Origin of the sequence: Rummeliibacillus stabekisii, assembly GCF_007988965.1 — a bacterium.
Taxonomy (GTDB): Bacteria; Bacillota; Bacilli; order Bacillales_A; family Planococcaceae; genus Rummeliibacillus; species Rummeliibacillus stabekisii.
The window spans coordinates 80,469-100,719 of sequence record NZ_BJVD01000005.1; the positions used below are offsets into that span (position 1 = coordinate 80,469).

Below are 20,251 nucleotides of genomic sequence, written 5' to 3' on the forward strand. Positions count from 1 at the left end.
TGATAAGTCAATTTCCCAAGCATGGTAATATAATTGATTGCCCATAATACCAAGCAGCTTTCTAACTGTTCTAGATCCTCATTGGCTAAATTTCCAGCATACGGGAGTTAACCCTTTTCACAAAATGGATTCTTTTATGATGTAAGATAAAATTCAGATTTACAAGGTGTTTTTAAGACAACTATATTGAAACTACAAAAAGACAAAATTCACTTTCAGCTTCGAGTGAATTTTGTCTTTTTATATAATCATTTTCTTGAAATACCCAGCGCAATTGCTTTTCCTTTTAAACAGCCACACGAAGAGCTTGATGTTCCATTATAAAGTAGTGTTCTGCTTCGAGTCACTATATTGCCACAATCACATTTACACATAAGACTTTTATCTTCATATTCAGCCAAAATTGTAAGACGGCCAATTTTTTTTTGCATAACTTTACTCAAATATATCGCTCCTTTTAGGTTACTAATACTCAATATATTTCCAAATAAGAGGTATTATGAAAGAAGCAGTATAAAATATAAATTCTAATAGAAAGGGGACGTATAACATTACTAGTAGCAGAAGATCCGTATGGCTATAAACGAATTTCTTTACTCGAATCGGAAGGGCAGTTACGCACACTTTCTAAAACAAATAAGTTACGCTGTCCTCATTGCGGTAGGAGAGTAATATACCATGCTGGTAAAGTGATAAGATACCTCACTTCAATCATGGCCCTAATGTAGAATGTACTGGCTAAGGGGGTTTTAGTTGAATGATATAGAGTTTTTAATAGATACTGATGGAGATACACTAAAGATTAATGAAATTGATAGCAAATCGTTGATTACTCATTCAAACGGCAGAATTTTCAATCCATATTTAACTATAAGTTAATCCCTTTATCCAATGGTTCAATGATTGATTAAGGTGTGGATCGTCTAAATATATTTTGTTCACCTAATCAAAGAAAAGGTAAAAGCATCCTAGGGGTGCCTTTACCTTTTCTTCTTTTAACTTAAATATTTTATTCTTGTGATAAATAACTCAAATTTTTTAAATCTAATTTCGAAATATCGTAAGAAGAGTTAACAATTTTAAGCATTTTTTCATAATCTTCTACTTCTAAATCAACTGGAGAATCGTAGAAGAATTGCTCATCTACATATGATTCTAGTATGTAGGCACAATAATCTTTTTCATCAACTAAATCCATCGCAAATTCTTCAAAAATTGATTTATCGTCTTTTGATAATTCTTCATCAGCTAAAATATAAATCTTAATCAAATTCTTATACTCTTCTAATTCATCTTCGTCCATAATTTTAAAAGGTAGAAGTTGTTTTTCAGCTGAATTTAACGTTCTTTTCGTATCTTCAATGATTAAATATCCCATCGAAGTACCCTCTTTAAAAAGCATAAAAATTTCTAAATCCTTCATTCGTAATCTTCTTTTATAACGAATCAATTCAAGACCTCCTTATCTTAATGAAATGGGAAGCTTAACCAAAAATAAAGCCTGGGCCCGCTTTTATTATATCAACTAATGCAATCCCAAGAGCAATAATACCAGCTAAAATTACATAAGGCGCTAGTAATATATCTTTCCAAGTAAATTCACTCTTTACTTTATCACGTTCTTTATCAAGTTTCTTTTGTTTTTCTTTTGCACTTTTGAATTCTTTAGTATTTTTTACATCTTTTTGTACCCAATTAGGTACGCCCTCTTTATCAAAGTTAGTCTTGTGACTATTACCACCCTTAACAGTTTCAGAAGCTTCAACAGTTTTCTTCCCAACTTTTCCTTTTACGTGTACGTGATAATCATTTTCTGAACCACCATCTGATAAAGGAGCATCAACTCTATACTTCCATCCTTTACTTAAATCTTTCCAAGATGCAGCTTGAGATGTTTTACCTAAAGAAACACTAACTGTAAAGAAAGTTAGGCAAAAAATCATAACAGTTATAAAACTTTTTTTCATACCGATCACCATCCATTTTTATTTTTTACAATTAAAATATTTCCATAAATGGATGTTTTAGGCAAGTACTTTTTCTAAAAAAGTAAAAATTTACAACTAATTAATAAAAACTTACAAAGAAACTACTTATATAAATAAAAATAGATAATAACCCCTTAAACAATTTCACAACCAAATTTATATGTATAGGAGATAAAAACCTAATAAAAAAAGAGAAACTTAATACAAAGAGAGAGCATAATAATAGCCAATTATCGACCTTAGTGAATAATTTATTTTCCATCTTTTAAAAACAACCTTTTTATATTATATTTGACAGTTCTTCCATCGATATATAATTTTATTTAAAAATCAATATAAAAAAAAGACTTGTTTTTATAATTAAGTTAAAAATGGTTGGTATTTGTATATACTACTCATTTTTTCCATAAAAAAAGAGCAAAGCCCATAGGCAACCGCTCTATGAAGAAAAATATTAATTTTACATAACTGGCATAAATACTGTATAAAGAAACTCATTTTCAACATACAATCTAATGTCATGATATTTTGATATTTCATAACGACGTCTACTACTAAATTTTTCTTTTCTTAATGAGAGAAAGCCATCTTAGTCAAAATTTGCTTCTACTGCAGCTGGAGTGTTTAAAACTTCCAGCCCATCATTACGATCCTGGAATAAAAGCATCGCAGCCTTTTTGCTAACCGCTGATTTAAGTAATTATTATTATTATTTGACTTATTTTATTAAAAGACAAACTATAAATTTTAATAAAGTGTAAAATAATCCACCATAATTTTTTATTTGGTATTTTTAAGTAGTTGGAAAAAATCAACTTTAAATCTTTCTAATATTCAACCCAAAAATCAAGAAATCACCACAACACCCTATTAATTATTAGGTCCAAAAACTCATAATTCAAATACAATATAAATATTTACGCATATTAATTCAACATTACTTTTATCCCTATAAAATGTAAAAAAACTAAAAAAATAAGTGATTTTGGTATATTATAGATAAGAAGGAGGGGGGAATTAAATGTATGATGACTGCGGGGAAGAATATTAAATTCAATCGAATAAAAAAAGGTTGGACTCAGGAAGAATTAGCATCGGGAATAATCTCTATTTCATATCTATCCAAAATTGAAAATGAACAATTGACAGCAAGTCCAGAAATTATTGATATATTGTGTCAAAAATTAGGAATTCAAGATTCAACTCTACAAGATAAAAATTTAAATGAAGAAATAAAATCGTGGTATCAACTAATAATTAATAGAAATCCGAGAAAGTCTAAAGAAATTCATAGTGAACTATTAATAAAGATGAAAAAGTGTAATTCATTTTATACAAATGCTCTTTTTAACTTGATTTCAATTAGATATTATTTAATATCCGGACAATTAGAAGAAGCGAAGAAACTAATTAAGACGCTATCAATGATTGAAAAAGAACTCACAAATGATCTATTATTTTTCTTTTACAAGTTTAGAGGAAACTTTGAGTATTTAAATAATAATTATGAAGCAGCCTACAGTTCGTTTAAATATGCGGAGTCTTTATTTGATTCCAGCGTTTCAAATTTTGAACAAGCTGATGTGTATTATTCTCTTGGATTAATTACATTTGAATTACAAAGAATGAATATGGCAATTAGTTATACAAGTCAAGCACTTGAGTTATTTAGAGGCTGGTATATCTTACATCGATGTTGCGATTGCCATTTATTGCTGGGGATACTTTATCAAAGAATTAAAGAATATGATGATGCCAAGTCCCATTATCAATGGGCAAGTAAACTAGCTCAAGAAGTTAACTATCAATATTTATATAGTCTAGCTGAACACAATTTTGGCTATCTTCATTATATAAAGAATGAATATACTATTGCTTTACATCACTTTGAAAACAGTTTGAAACTAAAAGAAAACAAAATAAGTAAGCTTAAAACAATAATTTGTATAATCAAAATATTTTATAAACAAAATAATGAAGAACAATTAAGTAACTGGATTGCAGAGGCTCATAGATGTTTAGAAAACCATACATCTCCTAAAAGTAAGTCTTTATCACTTGAATATAAAATATTTAAATATTTAGCTAAAAAAGACTATGATAATTTTATTTGTTTCACAACCAAAACAGCTCTTCCTTACTTTGAGGAAAATAAAGATTACCAAAATTCAATATACTATTCTAATATCTTGGCTGAATATTTTAAAGAAAAAAGGTTATACAAAAAATCATCCTTTTATTTTGAATACTGTAAAAACATGATATATAAGTGAGGGGGAAATCTAAATGAAAAAAATTATTTGCACTCTAATATTAATTACAGCTGTCACTCCTATATTCTCATCCTTTGTAAATCAGGTATCCAGTCACAATAACAGTTCTTCCAAACAAATCGAATTATCAGGTGGAGAAGAACTTCCTCCTATGAAGAAGTTCCATAACAAAAATAAAATTTAATATTAGTATCTTTTTTAACTAGGGATGTTCCTAGATAATTAGATTTTGTTAATATCCTCGAAAATCTTTATCTTTTAAACATAGATTATTCATTAATTTTCTACAATATTAATACCTGTATTGCATATAAAGTATTCTTGATGGTTTAATTTAGTGAAAATTTTATAGATAAGTATAAAAAAAGATAGAAATTCAAGGAAATAATTCATTCATTTTCTCAATTGTAATGCCAAAGTATGGAATTTATAATAAAATTGTACAAAATACTAGGGGGTTACAATATGAAGATGAAAACTGTTTCAACAATGGCTTTGGCATTTGGTGTTTTATTTGGCTCAAACTCTTTCGCTAGTGCGGCAGAAACTGACAATTCCTATTTTGATAAGGTTTTAAGTATGCAACCTGATGTTACTTCAGAAGAGTTATTGTCTAGTGTTAACGAGATTTCAATTAATACAGGAGAATCAAAAGACGCAATATTCGAAAAAATTTATCAAGAATTGAAAAGTGACCAAGATAAAGGGATTAAGGAATCTAAATCTCTTAAGGTTACTATTCCAGAAAAAGGACAAAGTACTAACTTAGAAGGAGATGAAATCCTTGGAGGTAGCGGTGGCACTGTCAGCGTAGGCTCTAGTACTAAAGGTAATTTCTATTATACTCCGTCCCAAACAGCCTATTTAAATCATGGACATGTAGGAATGTATTATAGCTCAACTACTATTGTCGAATCTGTTCCATCAGATGGCGTTCGTACAATTTCAACTACTAAAAGAAAAGTAGACAGTTCAGGTGCTGTAGTAAAATCTGTAGATACTACCACAGCTAAGAGAACTGCAGCTGCAGATTGGGCATATTCCCAATTAGGAGAATCATACTCTTATAATTTCGCTACAAATCGTTCAACCAGTCATACAGGTGCTAAAAACTGTTCTAAATTAATCTGGTCTGCTTATAAATTAAAAGCAAGTCTTGATTTGGATGTAGACGGTGGATTGGGTGTATATCCTAGAGATGTGCGGGACGCTTCAGCTACAACTAAAGTAAGAAATATATAAATCTCAAATAAAGACAATAAGCAGGTTAAAATCTGCTTATTGTCATTTATAAAAAATAATAGGGTAGAGGTATAATTCGATGAAAAAAATTATTTACATCACGGGAATTCTCATTATCTTAGGGTTAGGAATTTACGCTATTTATCCATCAAAAGCAAATACTTATAAAGGTAAAAATACATATAAAAATCTACAAATATCAAAAGAAGAACTTAAAGAAACTGAATTTCTTCAAAATAAAAAAGCAGTAGTTTATCTCTCTACTACTGCAGATCAAGATTTTGATGGTAAAGGGGCAAGTTATGCCGTATTTATTGATAACCATGGAAAATCACAAGGACTCCAAATGAAAGGCTTAGAACTAGGAAGTATGGCTATTAATAAAAAAAACATACTTTTAGAAGAAAAAGATAGAGTAAGAATTGTAGGAGAAGATTACAAAGAATTTCCAATGTCTAAAAAGCAATATACAGGAGAAATAACTGGCTATTTGAAGAATAAAAATATTTTCTTTAGTATTTATAATAGTGGTATTAACAAAGGTAGTTATAATTCGGATGTCCGTTTTGGTAACGAAAAAGGATTTAAAACCAGCACAATTCCTTTTTATATAGCTTCATCAGGTTTAAATAAGACTGATTTATCTATTTTGACACACGATGTAAAAGAAAATGAATTTAATTTAAAAAAAGTTGTATTTAACAAAGATGTTAAAACTCAACAAGTTACAAAGTTAAATACTCAAAAAGACGTTGACATGAATGCACTATCTCCAATTCTGGCTGATCAAAAATACTATTATTTTATTTTGTCTTCTACTTTAGATGATTACAATGCGAAGGTGTATTTGTACCAAATAAATAAAATCAATAAAAAGCAAAAAGTATTTAAATTATTAGATTACAAGGACATGAAGGACTTAGTGGCAACCGATCCATACAACGTTAAGAACTCTGCTTATTTATATAAAAAAGAACTCTATTATGTAAATGGTCTAGGGGATGTCTATACATTTAATACCTCAACCCAAAAAATCAAGAAAAAGTTTTCACTTATAAATGCTAATCAATCCAAAATAAGACATAATGAGGAAACTTATTTTAAAGATAACTATTTATATGTATTTAGATATAATGAGAAAAAAAGCGGAAAGTATTATTTAGAACAATATTCATTAGATAGTGGAGAACTCATCAAATCAACCGACATTCAAAACTTTGACAAGTTATCTAAAAGCATAAGAGGGAAAAATATTTATTCTTATGATTTGAAAGTATTACAATAACATTAGATCAAAACAACTATATTATGTGTAATTCTCTTACTAGCAATTGTGGGATTTTTACACCTGTTCATTAGGAATACCTTTACCAACAAAAAAGGCAATTAGGGCAAAGAAAAAACCTACTTAAAAGTAGGTTTTTTTAATTATATTTTATTTCGTAGTTTTTCATTTCTCAGCCATCCATTTGTATGTATTTAAAACTCACCTATACGGAAAAACTGTGAAAACTCCACTTTTTCATAGGTCATTTAGCTACCTGATCCTCTTCTTTTCGATCGTTTGGTATAAAGACAGCAAATAGGGCTCCGCCAAGTGGAAGTATAGAGAGAATCGTATACACAGTTGTCACTCCAAAGATGTCCGATATTCCGCCCATAAAAACAGAACCAATCCCTCCAGCTCCTACGCCAAATCCAATCGAAAGTCCGGATGCAAGAGCAATGTTCTTGGGAAGCATGTGCTGCATAAATATCACACTGATCGAGAATGTAGAAAGGACACTAAATCCAAATAAGAGCAAAACAATAACCGACAACACACCATGTACATGTGGAAAAATAATCGCAAACGGTGTTGCAATCAACATGGAGCTGACAAGTAAGCGTTTCATTCCTAGTTTATCTGCAAGTACTCCGCCAAAGAATGTACCGAGCGCACCTGCTCCGACAAAAACGAAACTGAGTATTTCAGACTGCTGGACCGATAAGTTGTGCAAGTAAAAGGGCAAAAAGACCACCACACCAATCTGGCACCATGAACGCAGGATGATGACACAGGAAAGCAGAGTTGCTCCTAGATAATTGTTGTTACCTTTTAATTGTTTTTTATTATCAGTTCTAACAAAATCTAGTTTTCGATTTAACCAAGGCAATATCTGTCCCGTTAACCCAAGAGATAAAAAAGCTACGGGAATGAACCATAACAGTCCGTGAATCCCTGAGTGAATTATAAAGAGTGAAACAATTAAGGGTCCGAAGGCTTGTCCGGCATTCCCGCCTACCTGAAAAATAGCTTGGGCAAGTCCTTTTTTTGTACCGGACGCGAGGTGGGTTGCCCGTGAGGCTTCTGGATGAAACACCCCAGAACCAAGACCTGAAATAGAAATAAATAGCAACAGCCATGGAAGTGAAGGGGCCACTGCTGTCAAAGCAATTCCCATAATGGAGCAAAACAACCCAACGGGGAACAACCAGGCACGAGGCTTCCGATCTGCCAACATGCCCAAAAACGGTTGAGAAATGGATGACGTTAAATAACACATCAAAACTATTAAAGAGGATTGGGTAAAGTTAAGGTTTAACTCGTTTTTATAAAGTACAACTAATGCTGGGACCATCCCTGTGGTCACTAAATCATTTAAAAAATGAGCAGAACTAAAGGTAAATATTCCTCTTCTGTATAGGGGTTCTTTTTCTTTAACAATTATTTTCGAGACATTTTTCAAGACTTGCACTCCTCTCATTTCGATATCATTTAATTTGTTGATGCCATATCTGCGTTTTTTACCCTAGACCTAAATTACTGCTATACTATTCATAAAACAAATACAAAATTGTTGTCTATTCATCAATTTAAATTATGAGTGGGTGAAAAATGAATTTACATGCGCTACGAATTTTTACAAATGTCGCTAAGCTAGGGAGCATAACCAAAGCGGCAAATTTACTACTTATTAGTCAGCCCGCTGTCACAGCCCAGGTTCGAAAACTAGAGCAGGAAATTGGGGCAAAATTAATTACTGGCAAGGGAAGGGGGATTCAGCTCACAACTGAAGGTAAATTCCTTTTTGAGCAAGGATTGCGTTTATTTCATTTAGAAAATCAGATTGATGAAAAATTAAAAATATTTTTGGAAAAGAAGCATAAATTGAATATTGCTTCGGCCATTATTGCAATGAATTATATTTTACCGCCTGTAATTGCTGGTTATAAACTAGAAAATCCAGATGTCGATGTATATGTATCGTTAGGGAATGTAGAGACTGTTGAACGCCGACTCCTAAATTACGAAGATGACTTTGGCTTTGTTGTGCAAAGTAACATCGGTCATGAAGACTTAAACTTCGAGAAAATGCTGGATGTCCCATTTTGGTTTGTTGTACATCCATCACATCCTTTAGCGAATAAAGAGGTGACGATATTTGATTTAAGTGAGCATGATTTTATATATAGGGAACCAGGTAGTTCGACGCGTGATTTGTTAGAGGCAATTTTTTATAACCATAATTGCCCGTTACCAAAATTAGGCTTACAAATGCAAGGTTTGCCCGAGTCGATCAGAGTTGTGGAGGCAGGTTTCGGAATGTTACTCGCACCAGCCTGCAGCGTAATTGAATCATTAGCACAAGGAAGACTAAGCCGAGTATTTTTGGAGCAGGTGGAAATTAATCAAAGCTTGTTTGTATGTACAAGAAAAACGGATGAGAATGAGCATCCATTTGTTAACTATTTTAAAGAGAATCTATTCATGTTAGAGAATATAGTTGATATCTAATAGTTTGTGAATAAGTATACTTAGACAAATGGGTGCGTTAGTTCATTGGCATTTTAGTTGAGCAAACAAAAACTTTATTTTGTAGTCAATGAGAAAATTTGTTATATAAAAAGGATAGATGAATGCAGGCGTTTCAGCTGTTCATCTATCCTCTCTTTTATAGAATAAAATGTGTGACATTATATTCTATTCTTTAATACATAACAATTTTAGATAATATAACTATAGATGCTCCCTTTTTGCGGTTATTTATTGTTTATTTCGATGTTGATCCATTTTGTTTAAGATTTTTTCACTATCTTTATTAGCCATATTCGTATAAAGGGAAGTCGTTTTAATATCATTGTGTCCTAATTGATCTCGTAGCAAGATAATATCCCCACCATTGCGGATAAAGTCTACCGCAAAACTATGACGAAGCTTATGGGGACTTATACCATTACTTTGACCAAAAGCAGCTGTATATTTATTGACCACGTTTTGAATAGCTCGTCGGGAGAGAGCTTTCGCTGTTCCACCGTATACACTGACAAATAAGAAAGGGGAATCCTTTGCTCCTTTATAACGGTTGTTCCGAATTTGCATAAACTCTTTTAAATCTTTTAATGCACTTTCCATAACAAGGACTGTATCTTCCGTGCCACCTTTACGAGTAACCTCAATAGTACCTTTATTTAAATGTACTTTTTTCACTTCGATAGAGGCAATCTCACCAACACGCATTCCCGTGCCCAGGATTAAAGAGTTTATTGCAATATCCCGTTCCTTATCTCTTTCAAAACGTCTTTGAGCAAGGGGGGAGTCGAGCAAATTACCATAATCATTCTTGATGAATTCCAGGTACTCAGAAATTTCTTCTTCGTTTAAGATAATCGAACTGATATTTCTAGCTCGTCTATTGGCAGTTTCACGCTTCTTATGGATAACTATTTTATTCATAACATTCCTATAGAAGTAACATTCTCCATTTTCCATTTCTGTTTCCTTCGTTAAGTAGTTAAACAAGGATTTTAAAGCATGGATAGATAATTCGACAACTGCAGGTCCTCGATGCTCAACTTGATCTCCTTCAGCTATGTTTTCCTCTTTCAAATAATCCAAGTAAAGTTCAATTGTTTCTTTTTTCATATCTTCTAATTCTTTATAGTCAATTGAAGCAGCATCCTTAGCTTCCACAATACCTTCAGATAGCAACCAATTAAAAAAGTGTCTATATCTATATAGGTATTGCAAAAGCGTGTTAGGGGCCAAGCCAGAACGTTTTTTTGATAATATGTATTCTTTAACGTAAAAGGGCATTGGCTCCAAGTGTTTATCAATTAAAGCTAGTACTTGTTGTTGTTCCGGTGTAAGAGCCATTTGAAACCTCCTAAAATATTAACACTAAATTATATTTCCTAGTCGTTTTCTTTATAAGTTAACAACGTGATTATTACACTAAACGCAATACTACCCATAAAAACTGCTAGAGTTGTATAGTCTGGTGCATTTTCAATATAGTATCCATCTTTCCTATGTATTACTTTGGAATATGAACGTGAAGTTGTAGAATTCATGATATATATAATTGGTAAGATATACATGATTGATACTACAAAGTAAAAGCTGGCCCGACTAGTTTTATTCTCAAATTTTAAATTTTTTGTGATAAAGAAGATAATAATATTGAGTATTATCCATGTTACTAACCAGGCAAATTTAGTTGATAAATCTTTAATACCAAAGCATATCACTAATACAACTGAAAGATTAAAAGCGAGATTTAATAAATTTAAAATGAAGGAGGATTCCCATTTGAATTTAATTTTTCCAGAACCTAATCCTTTCACACATTTATAAATTGAAAATAATTCCCATTTTAATTTAATTTTTCCAGAACTAAATCCTTTAACACACTTATTAATTAAAAATAGTTCAGTTGATAAAAAAATCCCGAAAATTATCCCTAATAAAAATTGAATGTTCATATTATTTCCCTTTCATTGTTCGCAAAATATAATTTTAACGAACATTTGTTCTTTTTTGTGGTGAGTAGTTAAAAAGATAAGTTTTTAAAACATGTTTGAACTAACAAAAACATCAATATACTTTTCAAATGGAATAGCTTTTAACTCATTAGAATATTCATTCCACTCATATAAAGTAATTGATTTAGCGAAGTCTAAAAATCCACAATTACCATCTAATAGAAGCTCCATAACTAACTTATTTTTTTCTGCACTTCTTTTAGAAGTAGGGCGTTCATTTAAGATAATTGTTCTTACCATTCCTAACAATAAATCAGCTAACTCAATCCCAAAAGTAGACTGTTTTGATAGATATCCAACTTGGTTTACTTTAAAGTTTTCACCACGGTAAATAGATTGAATATTAAGTTGGTGAAACATTTCCACTTTCAAATCATATTTTTTAGCTTCATAAGTGTGGTCGTGTTCAATAAAGACTTGAGCATTTACAAAAGTGTCTTTTCCGTATTTCCTCAGAAGTCCATATACAACTCGTTCTGGAAATTTAGTATAAATTGTACGGTCAATTATATCTTCGATATTAGATTTTATGGGCGCAGAATTTTTCTCAATCTTATTAATATCAAAAGATATTACATTCATTTTTATTAAAGGATATTTCAGCATTACACGATGGATAATTGTTTTTATATTGTTGTATATAGGTTTATAGCCACTATAGCTAGTCCAATGTAAGGTAGAAGATTTGATGATACTATCTAATTCTTCTTCATATTTTATATATAAAGCGTTAGGTATTGAAATTGCACCCATCAAATGTATTTTCTCTGTACTTTTGCCACTTTCATCAAAGAAAATTTTAATATCATAACTCTTATGATTAGACAGGGTTCTCACTCCTTTTAGGTATAACTCTTGTACTTAAAGCATTTTATATGTATAATAACAATACAAATAACATAAAATTTATATATGATATTTTATTGACTGCACATGCAGTTTTACGAATATCATTTTAAAGATACTATTGGCTAGCATATGCAGCTTGTAGTATCTTTTTTTATTCTACCATAAAATCTAAGAATTCGATATCAATTATTCGTTAAATCGCTCTTTTGCGAACAATTGTATTTCTAATACCCTTTTCAACAACTAACTTTATGGACTTACAAAAGAAAACCCAGAGTTTTACTCTCTGGGCTCATGGCATGTTCAATGTTCATTAATTAAAAATTCATATGAATAGAGCTAGGATATCACTTAAGGCTCTGTGAGAGTCCATAGGAATAAACTGCTACTAAAACGCTAACACTTATTTAGGGCAATTAGGTTCATAAACTCTCAGAACCGATGAAATAAACTTTTCCTGCATAGATTTGCTGTTGCCTAATCACAGAGCCATTGAATAATTAATGAAAAGTAAAAAGATAAGGTTCTAAATGCGTTTTTTCTTTATTATTATTCCTAATCAGATTATGTTAGCATAAATTACTTTTTCTACGTAAAAAATTATAAACGCTATAATTACTCCGATTATCATATTTTTGAATGGTGAAATACTTTCTCTTTTTTCTACATCTAGAGTTTTATTTATTAAAATAACAAGCAATGAAATAACTATTATTATGTATGAAATAATATGAGGGTTACTAAATTTAATTTCTCCTGATAATAAAAGAATTAACATGCTTAAAGAATTATAAAAATAAGTTTAAAATCGATTTTATATGCTCCTTAATTAGCTTTTTTTCCAGCAACATGGCAGCATAACTATAGAAATTTCTCCCCTCATCTAGGCCTTCGTTGTAAAATTTTTTACTCCATCCATAATATACACCCTTAGAAAATATATCGAAGACTACAAGAAAGCCTAGTTTTTTACTCTCTGGGCTCCTAGACAGGATACACACCTCCTACATCAGTAGGAAGATTAAGTATAAAGGTAATGGGTTATCCATAAAAAGTGACCTCACTCTATATAGAGTGAGGTCTATTTTACTTAATAATAAAAAAGGTTAACAGAATTGCCATAGTGTCTGATACATATTCTTTATTCGACTATCTGTTTTTGTTCTTCTAAAAATTGTTTCCATCTATTTAAATATAGTTCTTGATTTTTCTCTGTTACTTCAAAAGTCATCGAGAAATATCGAAAATCACGAGCTGGTATTGAAGGGATTTTAAAATCCCATATAACATTATAAACTTTAGCGTTGTAGGCCATTTCTCTTAATTCGAATCCTTTAGGATGGTTATATTTTTTAGGATCTTGGAACAACCACAATAAAGCAATATATAGATATTTGTTTTTACAATCTATCATGAATTTTTTATTTTCCAATAGTATTGGATCAATTATTTTTTCTTCTATTAAGTCATTAATGTATTTCTTCGCTAAGTCTTCTTCATTTTTAAAAAGTGAAGCTAGCTCAAGTAACGTATTTGAAGTACTATTATTAAGTGATACGTCTGATACTGCTTTTTCAATAGCATAGTTTAGAGAAACATATTGACTTTTTAATCCAAAATAAAACTCATTCCAATTCAATGAGGTATGTTCTATAAAGAAAGCATACGGAATATTTAAATTTAGCGAGTTCTCTGGCATATCTAAAATAAATTCTTCTTGTTGATAATCTATCATATTAATCATTCATCTCCCTTTCAAGAGTATAAATTACCATAAGGTATCTAAGTAATAGCTGGCTGTACCCTTAGACCACATTTGATGTGTGATTTGCCCTTCTCTATTTATTATATAATGAACCACACCTTCTTGGCCTTTAAGGAGCACTTTAGCCTTAAGATGTGTGTAAGGTCTTCCATCACGGCCACCCATAGTAAATACTCGACCTTTCTGTAACTGTTTCACTGAAAAGTAGGAACATGCCCTATGATACCAGTCTTCCTCTAAACCACTATCTATTCTTTGTAATGAGGGTATTTTTTTTGCAATAACACTCGTATTTAACTTAACTTTTTTATACTTTTTAACTTTTTTCTTCTTTTTTATGAATTTACTTTTCTTTATACCTTTTGCTGTTTTATATACTTTTCGAACTTTGTAAATCTTGTAAACATAATAAACACCCATCAATACGTATTTAGCAAAATTGCCATTTGGATCAGTATTTATAATAGGGTTATTTGATGCATAGTTATAACCATTTTGCGATAACGGTTGATCATCATCCCCTGGGTGTGAATCTAAGGATAAAAATGCCCCATTTTCAGCATTATAGTATCGAGCCTGCAAATAGTAATTCTTTGTTTCTTGATCATAATAGTAACCTGCATATCGGATAGAGTTATCTTTTGCAACTTCGCCTTCTACGGATAAGACATTTCCATAAGCATCATATTGATATAAACCGACTTCTTTGTCGTCTTGATCACGAATGCTTAATACATCCCCACGTTGATTCGTAATGAATTGATATGCTTTTGTTTGGAAGTTTCCTGTTGTGGCTTTATCTTTCACAACCATGCCAAGTGGTTTGTAGTCATTCCATTCATAATAACGGTATTGGGTGACTTCACCATTTTTCTTTATGACTTCCATGTCTAGTACTTCATTATTATAGAAGTATTCATGCACTGTATCGCCAATTGTTTTTGTTAAACGAAGACCAGTTTCATCATATGTGTAAGAGGCTACTGCATCTCCTTTTAATGTTTGAACACTTTTTAAGCTTTGTGCTTCGTTATATGTGTATCTAAAATGTTCATCTTGTAGTAAATTACCATCTATATCATATTGGTAAGCTATATCATTTTTCTTTTCAATTTGATTGGCATCGTTATAACTAAATTTAAAGCCTTTTCCATTCAAATGTGCCGCTGTTCGATTCCCAACTTTATCGTATTCGTACGTATTGATATCCCCATTTGAAAACGTTTCTTTTTTTAATTGGTTCTTGCCGTCGTATTCATAGGAGGTTGATTTACCTTGAATGGTTTCTTTTAAAATATTACCGCCATTCGTATAGTCATAGCCAATTTCAAATGGTTGTTGTTCCTTAGATGTATACGTCAAAGATGCTAGTAAGTTAGCATCATTAAATTGTGCGACTTGTTTCAATAGATCATTATTGAGTGTTACTGTATTTTGGTTTTCTGATGAATCTTGATTATATTGATAATCATGTAACACTTCATCATTTTCACCGTATTTTATATAACCAACATCATCGCTGTCTTTTTTATAATTTGTTTGTTCATTAACCGTAAACGTGTTGTTATAAGTTGTTTCACGATCTGTCAGACGAAGTTGTTCATCATATTGATAACTTTGAGAAAATGACTTCAGGCCATAATTAGATAGTAAGTTAGTTTCATCTGTATAGCCATAAGTCTTTAAGATTTGGTCATCTTGCGATACTTGACTCACATTTCCTAAATCATCATATTGATAATGTGTTGAAGTAACCACATCACCAGTCTTGTTTTTTATTTGAACCTTATCTACTTGGTCATCTTCATTATAACTAAAGAATGTTGCAATTTCTGAAGGCAAAATTGATATACTCAATTCTCCGTTTAAATCGTATACATACTGGAATGTCATTTGTGGCATTACTAGCTTCGTCACTTGGTCGTTATCATTATAACTATAAGTTTTTGTACGTCCTAGTGCATCTGTTAATGAAGATATATTATTGTTGTCATCATACGAGTAAGTAGTTTTGCTACTATTCTCATCCGTTTCAATGCTACCCTTTTCAATGCCATCCGTTACAGAAGTTATATTTTCTGAATATAATGGGTCATACGTATATTTTGTTGTATGTCCATCTGCATCTGTAACTTCCTTTTGTTGTCCGTAGACAGTATAAACAATATTCGAGTTATTTCCTTCTTTATCTGTTGTGGAAACTGTATATCGGTCGTCATCATATGTCGTAGTATCAAACGTACCGTTTGGATAAGTTATTTTTGTTTCACGACCATAGGAGTCATACTCATATTTTGTTGTTTCATTTTTTACAGTTGAAGCTATTAGTGAAGGGCCAACATACGTATTTTTCGTAGTTTCTCCGTTTTCCGCAACCGTTTCTTCAAGTTGATTTTGTTCATTATACGTATTTGTAACCGTACCTTCAGTAGATGTAGATGTTAAGACATTTCCTTTTGAATCATAGGTATTATTTACAATCTTTCCATCTGGATAAGTCACTCTTAGAATATTATATCCTTCTAAGAGATATAATGTTGTATTATTATTGGTTTCGGAAGGCTCTGTTACTTGTGTAACTGCATACGTACCATGATCCTTATCTCGTCTATAAACGGTTTCTGAAGCATCTGTTGCAATCGTTTTGAACTCATTTTCCTTATCATTAAATTGATAGGTATTCGTAATGGATAATTCTTGATCATTTGCTTGTTGATCAAAAATAGTTAACTCATTTTCCTTATACGAAAAAACAGTTAGGTTGTTTTCACCGTCTTTATATTTTGTAAGTTGACCATTATCATCATAAAAGAAATTTTCAGTAATCGTACTAGTTGTATGATCACTGCCAATTTTGGTTTGAACAAGTAAATCACCATTGTATGTGTAAGTTGTCCAATGATCAGCGAATTTTACTTTACTTATTTTACCATCCGTATATTCAATTTGAATTTTTTCCTGTTTTTCAATTCCCTTTGTTTCTGAAACCATAATTAACTGGTTTTGATTATTCCTTGTGAAATCAATTTGATTGCCATATTCATCTTGATAGGATGCAATGAAGTACTGATCTGAATTATTCCCTATTTTAAATGTTTGAACGAATTGATCATTATCCGTCATCTTGTAAGTCGTATCATTTACTTTCTCTAATGTTTCGTATAGCCCTTGTGGAGATTTGTATTTGTCTCCCTCTTTTTCAAATAAATGAACCGTTCCATCCTCATCAGTGTAAGATATACCTTCTTTTATAAGGGTCAATGACTCATTACCATTAAATGTCCAACCTTTTCCTAAGGATGATACTTTTGTAGAACGAGAGTTATACGTACGGATGAAGTCATATCCTAAATCACTGCGTGTGTAGAGTGATTCATCTGTAAATTGTAAAACCATATTTTCTGTTGTTACATTGACATTGGCTGTTGCATTGCCAAATTCCTGCTCATCATATGTGAAATAGTCTTCTATTCCTAACAGATCTTCGTGTAAATTTGGAATGATACTTGCTTTAGAAGAGTCAGGACTTAAACTGCGTTTTACACCATTCATTTTAGGGTTATCTTCTTCATCATCGGGTGCTGCAGAATCGTCATAGTAATAAGCTTGAACAGTTGCCGTATACGTATCATCTATATCAAAAAGTTTTTTGGTAGTATACTTTAAGGCATTTTTTACTTGGAATGTTTCTTTGACGCCTGTTTTTTCACCACTTATTGTAACGTCGTAAAAATTAGCATTATCCACTTGATTCCAATCCACTGTTAAACTTGTTTTATTTTCTGTTAAATCTACTTCATTTGAAGCGATATGGATAGTTTTAGGTGGATACAACGGGATATAACCATAGTTAATATCAGAACGTTCCGAATCACCAGCCGGAGAAGTCGCAATGATTCGAATACTGAAGCGTTTCGATGTGTTGCCATATGTTTTACCTGGATACATTGGTAGTTCGGCGCCAGTCCCTACGCTTTTTGGATCATCTAATGAGGCTTGGTGGAATGTAGTGCTGCCTGCCTTAACCTCAGCATCTGTAGGCCAGAGTTTCTTCCCCTTCGTACTAATAGAAGTGGTAGCCTTCCCTACTGTATATACTTCATATTTTGTTCCATTCCAAATTAAGATTTTATAGCCTGTTGCATTTGCAACTGGTTTCCATTTAATATCTAGCCAACCGCGTCCAGCATTTTCATTATCAGTTTCAGGGTATTGATAACCAGTTACAATTGGTCTCTCCGGTGCATTTGAAGCAAGGGGTATCACCTTTTTAGCAAACTCAGACTGTGGGCCGTCTCCCGTTGGATAGACTGCGACAACACGGAACTTATACTCTTTATAATTAGCTGTTCCCTTTGCAGCAAAAAAGCCCGATGGATCGTCTGGAAATTCTACGCCAGCCCCGTCTTTTGCAAACGTTGTAGTCGCTTTATAAGGACCTTTCGGGAAAATCTTTTTCCCTTTTGAAGTCCAGCTGGTAGCTGAGCCTGAATAGATTTCTTCGTACTTAGCTCCATCGTATAACAATAATTTATAGCCTGTAGCCCCGTAAACTGATTTCCATTTTACATCTGTATAACCATTATTTGAGCCATCATTATAGGCAGTTGCAGTAACAGTTGGTTTTGGACTATCTTCATAATGATAAGAAACGGTAATCTTTGGTTTGTTTGCATTTTCTTCAGCGCTAATTTTCTTCCAATATGTTTTTCCGTGTCCATTAGTGTGCAATTTAAACCCGTTGTTACGTGTTTCTCCAGACATCCATGATTGTACTGTGCCAGTAACATTAAAATTTGCCCATTCATCTCGTCCTACATTTACACTTGTAATCTTTGTAGAAGATGGCTTGTTATTCCAAGTCAAATCAGCAGTATGCCAAATATCATTGACAGCATCAACCCAGAGTCCGTTCTTTTCACTTGCATAATAAGCGTGTGTAACATACGTACTTAATTGTGCTTGATCAATAGTAGCACCTTTTAAATCTTTTATGTCGAATTTAATAAAAGCATAGTTAGTACCAGATGTTGCATCATAATAACCTGTTTGTAAAACATATTCACCCTGTGTAGGATCCCACATTTTATTGAAATTCGCCGTAGGATATTTACTTGTTACATACGTATCCCCTAGCGCAGTAGCGGTCATTTTAGTGCTGACAGATGGATCGATATAAACTGGATAAACCCTTTTAGAAGAAGCTAACCAATCTTCATTAGCATTTAAAGTTAACTCATAAGTATTATCTTTTTGTTTCGTAAGTTCATAATGAACTTTGTCTGAGTAAACCCCTTCCCCTTTAGCATCATCTATATTAGAATCCATCATCATAGGACGAGGTAGAGTAAAGATGGCGTCCGGATTGTTCGCATTCTCTTTAAATGATATGGAACCATCAGATTCTAATTTCGCAATTAAATCCGTCTGAATTGTATATTTAAATTGGTGGATACCTGTATATTTCTTGACAATCCAATCTTCTTTTACTTCTTCATTAAATGTAATGTGGCGTAAATCAATTTGAGGATAGATGTCTTCATAAGTACTTTTATTTTCTTCAGTGATATTTTTCGTTTTGAGTGTAGGAGCAATGGATTGATCATTTTTTAAAGCGGAGTTTAATGTAAATTCTAGAGAATGATCGCCTTTTTTATACTCAATTGTCGAATCACTTTTTATTGATTGAGGAAACATAGATTCTAATGATGTCTTTTCAGTAGATACATAGCCCGTTCCTGTAGAAGTTAGATTTTCAGAAATGTCTTCATAGCCAGTTGTATCTTTCTTATGGATTGGATCGGAATATATTTCCTTATAATAATTTCCGTTGTTGTCTTTAAACGTCTTAGTGGTTTCTGTTCTTTCTTTTTTAATTTCTCTGAATGCTGATGTGTCTATTTTATCAGTCGCTTCAGTTCCTTTTGTTTCTTCTGAATCAGTAGATGTTTCACTATTACTTTCAGCAAATGCATCGATTGCAAACTGAGGAATAAAGCTTACTAACATTGCTAGTATAGTAAAAACAGAAACCGATTTAATAAATTTTTTATTCATTTGTTACCTCCCTGGAATATTCATGTTACAAATAACACAAAAACTATCATATCCTAATCTTATTAATAAATATATATATATTGTAAAAAAACAGTATAAATTGTTAAATTTTTAGTACAGAAACATAAAAAACACATAATATTTTGCAGATTATATTTACCTGATAGTACAATTTGAATAATTAAAGGAAAAATTCGATAACTAATAAAAAAGCAACCTCTTAGGTTAACTAAGAGGTTGCTTTAAAAATCCGTTGAAAAGAAATCTTAAGG

General features: G+C 31.8%; 14 protein-coding genes. 5 read left to right on the top strand and 9 right to left on the bottom strand.

Annotated features, from left to right (window positions below; translation table 11 throughout):
- Positions 1-248 precede the first annotated feature (248 nt).
- From RST01_RS10455 to RST01_RS10465, 3 genes are all read right to left on the bottom strand, one after another.
- Entirely contained in the window at positions 249-443 is a 195-nt protein-coding gene (locus RST01_RS10455; protein ID WP_147196600.1) for a hypothetical protein, read from the bottom strand.
- Between the two features lie 566 nt (positions 444-1,009).
- A complete protein-coding gene (locus tag RST01_RS10460) occupies positions 1,010-1,450 on the bottom strand; it encodes a hypothetical protein (protein ID WP_244946699.1) in 441 nt (146 codons plus the stop codon).
- A gap of 34 nt (positions 1,451-1,484) precedes the next feature.
- On the bottom strand, positions 1,485-1,967 hold the full coding sequence (locus tag RST01_RS10465) for a hypothetical protein (protein ID WP_147196601.1): 483 nt from the start codon (positions 1,965-1,967) through the stop codon (positions 1,485-1,487).
- A gap of 1,046 nt (positions 1,968-3,013) precedes the next feature.
- Here RST01_RS10465 and RST01_RS10470 point away from each other — a divergent pair.
- From RST01_RS10470 to RST01_RS10480, 4 genes are all read left to right on the top strand, one after another.
- Complete coding sequence (locus RST01_RS10470) at positions 3,014-4,261, top strand: helix-turn-helix transcriptional regulator (protein ID WP_147196603.1); 1,248 nt, start codon at positions 3,014-3,016, stop codon at positions 4,259-4,261.
- Positions 4,262-4,274: 13 nt separating this feature from the next.
- A complete protein-coding gene (locus RST01_RS16005) occupies positions 4,275-4,445 on the top strand; it encodes a hypothetical protein (RefSeq protein ID WP_184117604.1) in 171 nt (56 codons plus the stop codon).
- A gap of 287 nt (positions 4,446-4,732) precedes the next feature.
- A complete protein-coding gene (locus RST01_RS10475) occupies positions 4,733-5,503 on the top strand; it encodes a YiiX/YebB-like N1pC/P60 family cysteine hydrolase (RefSeq protein WP_147196706.1) in 771 nt (256 codons plus the stop codon).
- A 79-nt stretch (positions 5,504-5,582) separates the two neighbouring features.
- Positions 5,583-6,788, top strand: a complete 1,206-nt coding sequence (locus tag RST01_RS10480) for a YycP family beta-propeller protein (protein ID WP_147196605.1) — start codon at positions 5,583-5,585, stop codon at positions 6,786-6,788.
- 244 nt (positions 6,789-7,032) lie between these two features.
- Here RST01_RS10480 and RST01_RS10485 read toward each other — a convergent pair whose 3' ends face one another.
- The gene (locus tag RST01_RS10485; RefSeq protein ID WP_244946700.1) at positions 7,033-8,232 is read right to left on the bottom strand and encodes an MFS transporter; all 1,200 of its coding nucleotides are present in this window, start codon (positions 8,230-8,232) and stop codon (positions 7,033-7,035) included.
- 149 nt (positions 8,233-8,381) lie between these two features.
- On the opposite strand from RST01_RS10485, the gene RST01_RS10490 reads away from it, so the two are divergent.
- Positions 8,382-9,281 carry a LysR family transcriptional regulator gene (locus tag RST01_RS10490; protein ID WP_147196608.1) on the top strand — a complete coding sequence of 300 codons (900 nt, stop codon included), beginning with the start codon at positions 8,382-8,384 and terminating at the stop codon, positions 9,279-9,281.
- A 249-nt stretch (positions 9,282-9,530) separates the two neighbouring features.
- On the opposite strand, the gene xerS is transcribed toward RST01_RS10490, so the two are convergent.
- The 5 genes from xerS to RST01_RS10515 form a co-directional block, all read right to left on the bottom strand.
- Positions 9,531-10,640 (bottom strand): tyrosine recombinase XerS, encoded by a 1,110-nt coding sequence (gene xerS, locus RST01_RS10495; protein WP_147196610.1) that lies wholly within the window; start codon positions 10,638-10,640, stop codon positions 9,531-9,533.
- Between the two features lie 38 nt (positions 10,641-10,678).
- Positions 10,679-11,248 (bottom strand): hypothetical protein, encoded by a 570-nt coding sequence (locus tag RST01_RS10500; protein ID WP_147196612.1) that lies wholly within the window; start codon positions 11,246-11,248, stop codon positions 10,679-10,681.
- 84 nt (positions 11,249-11,332) lie between these two features.
- Positions 11,333-12,145, bottom strand: coding sequence for a DUF3800 domain-containing protein (locus RST01_RS10505; protein WP_244946701.1), 813 nt, complete (start codon positions 12,143-12,145; stop codon positions 11,333-11,335).
- A 1,153-nt stretch (positions 12,146-13,298) separates the two neighbouring features.
- On the bottom strand, positions 13,299-13,892 hold the full coding sequence (locus RST01_RS10510; RefSeq protein WP_184117605.1) for a DUF2247 family protein: 594 nt from the start codon (positions 13,890-13,892) through the stop codon (positions 13,299-13,301).
- 33 nt (positions 13,893-13,925) lie between these two features.
- Positions 13,926-19,979, bottom strand: coding sequence for a DNRLRE domain-containing protein (locus RST01_RS10515; RefSeq protein ID WP_147196616.1), 6,054 nt, complete (start codon positions 19,977-19,979; stop codon positions 13,926-13,928).
- Between the last annotated feature and the right edge of the window lie 272 nt (positions 19,980-20,251).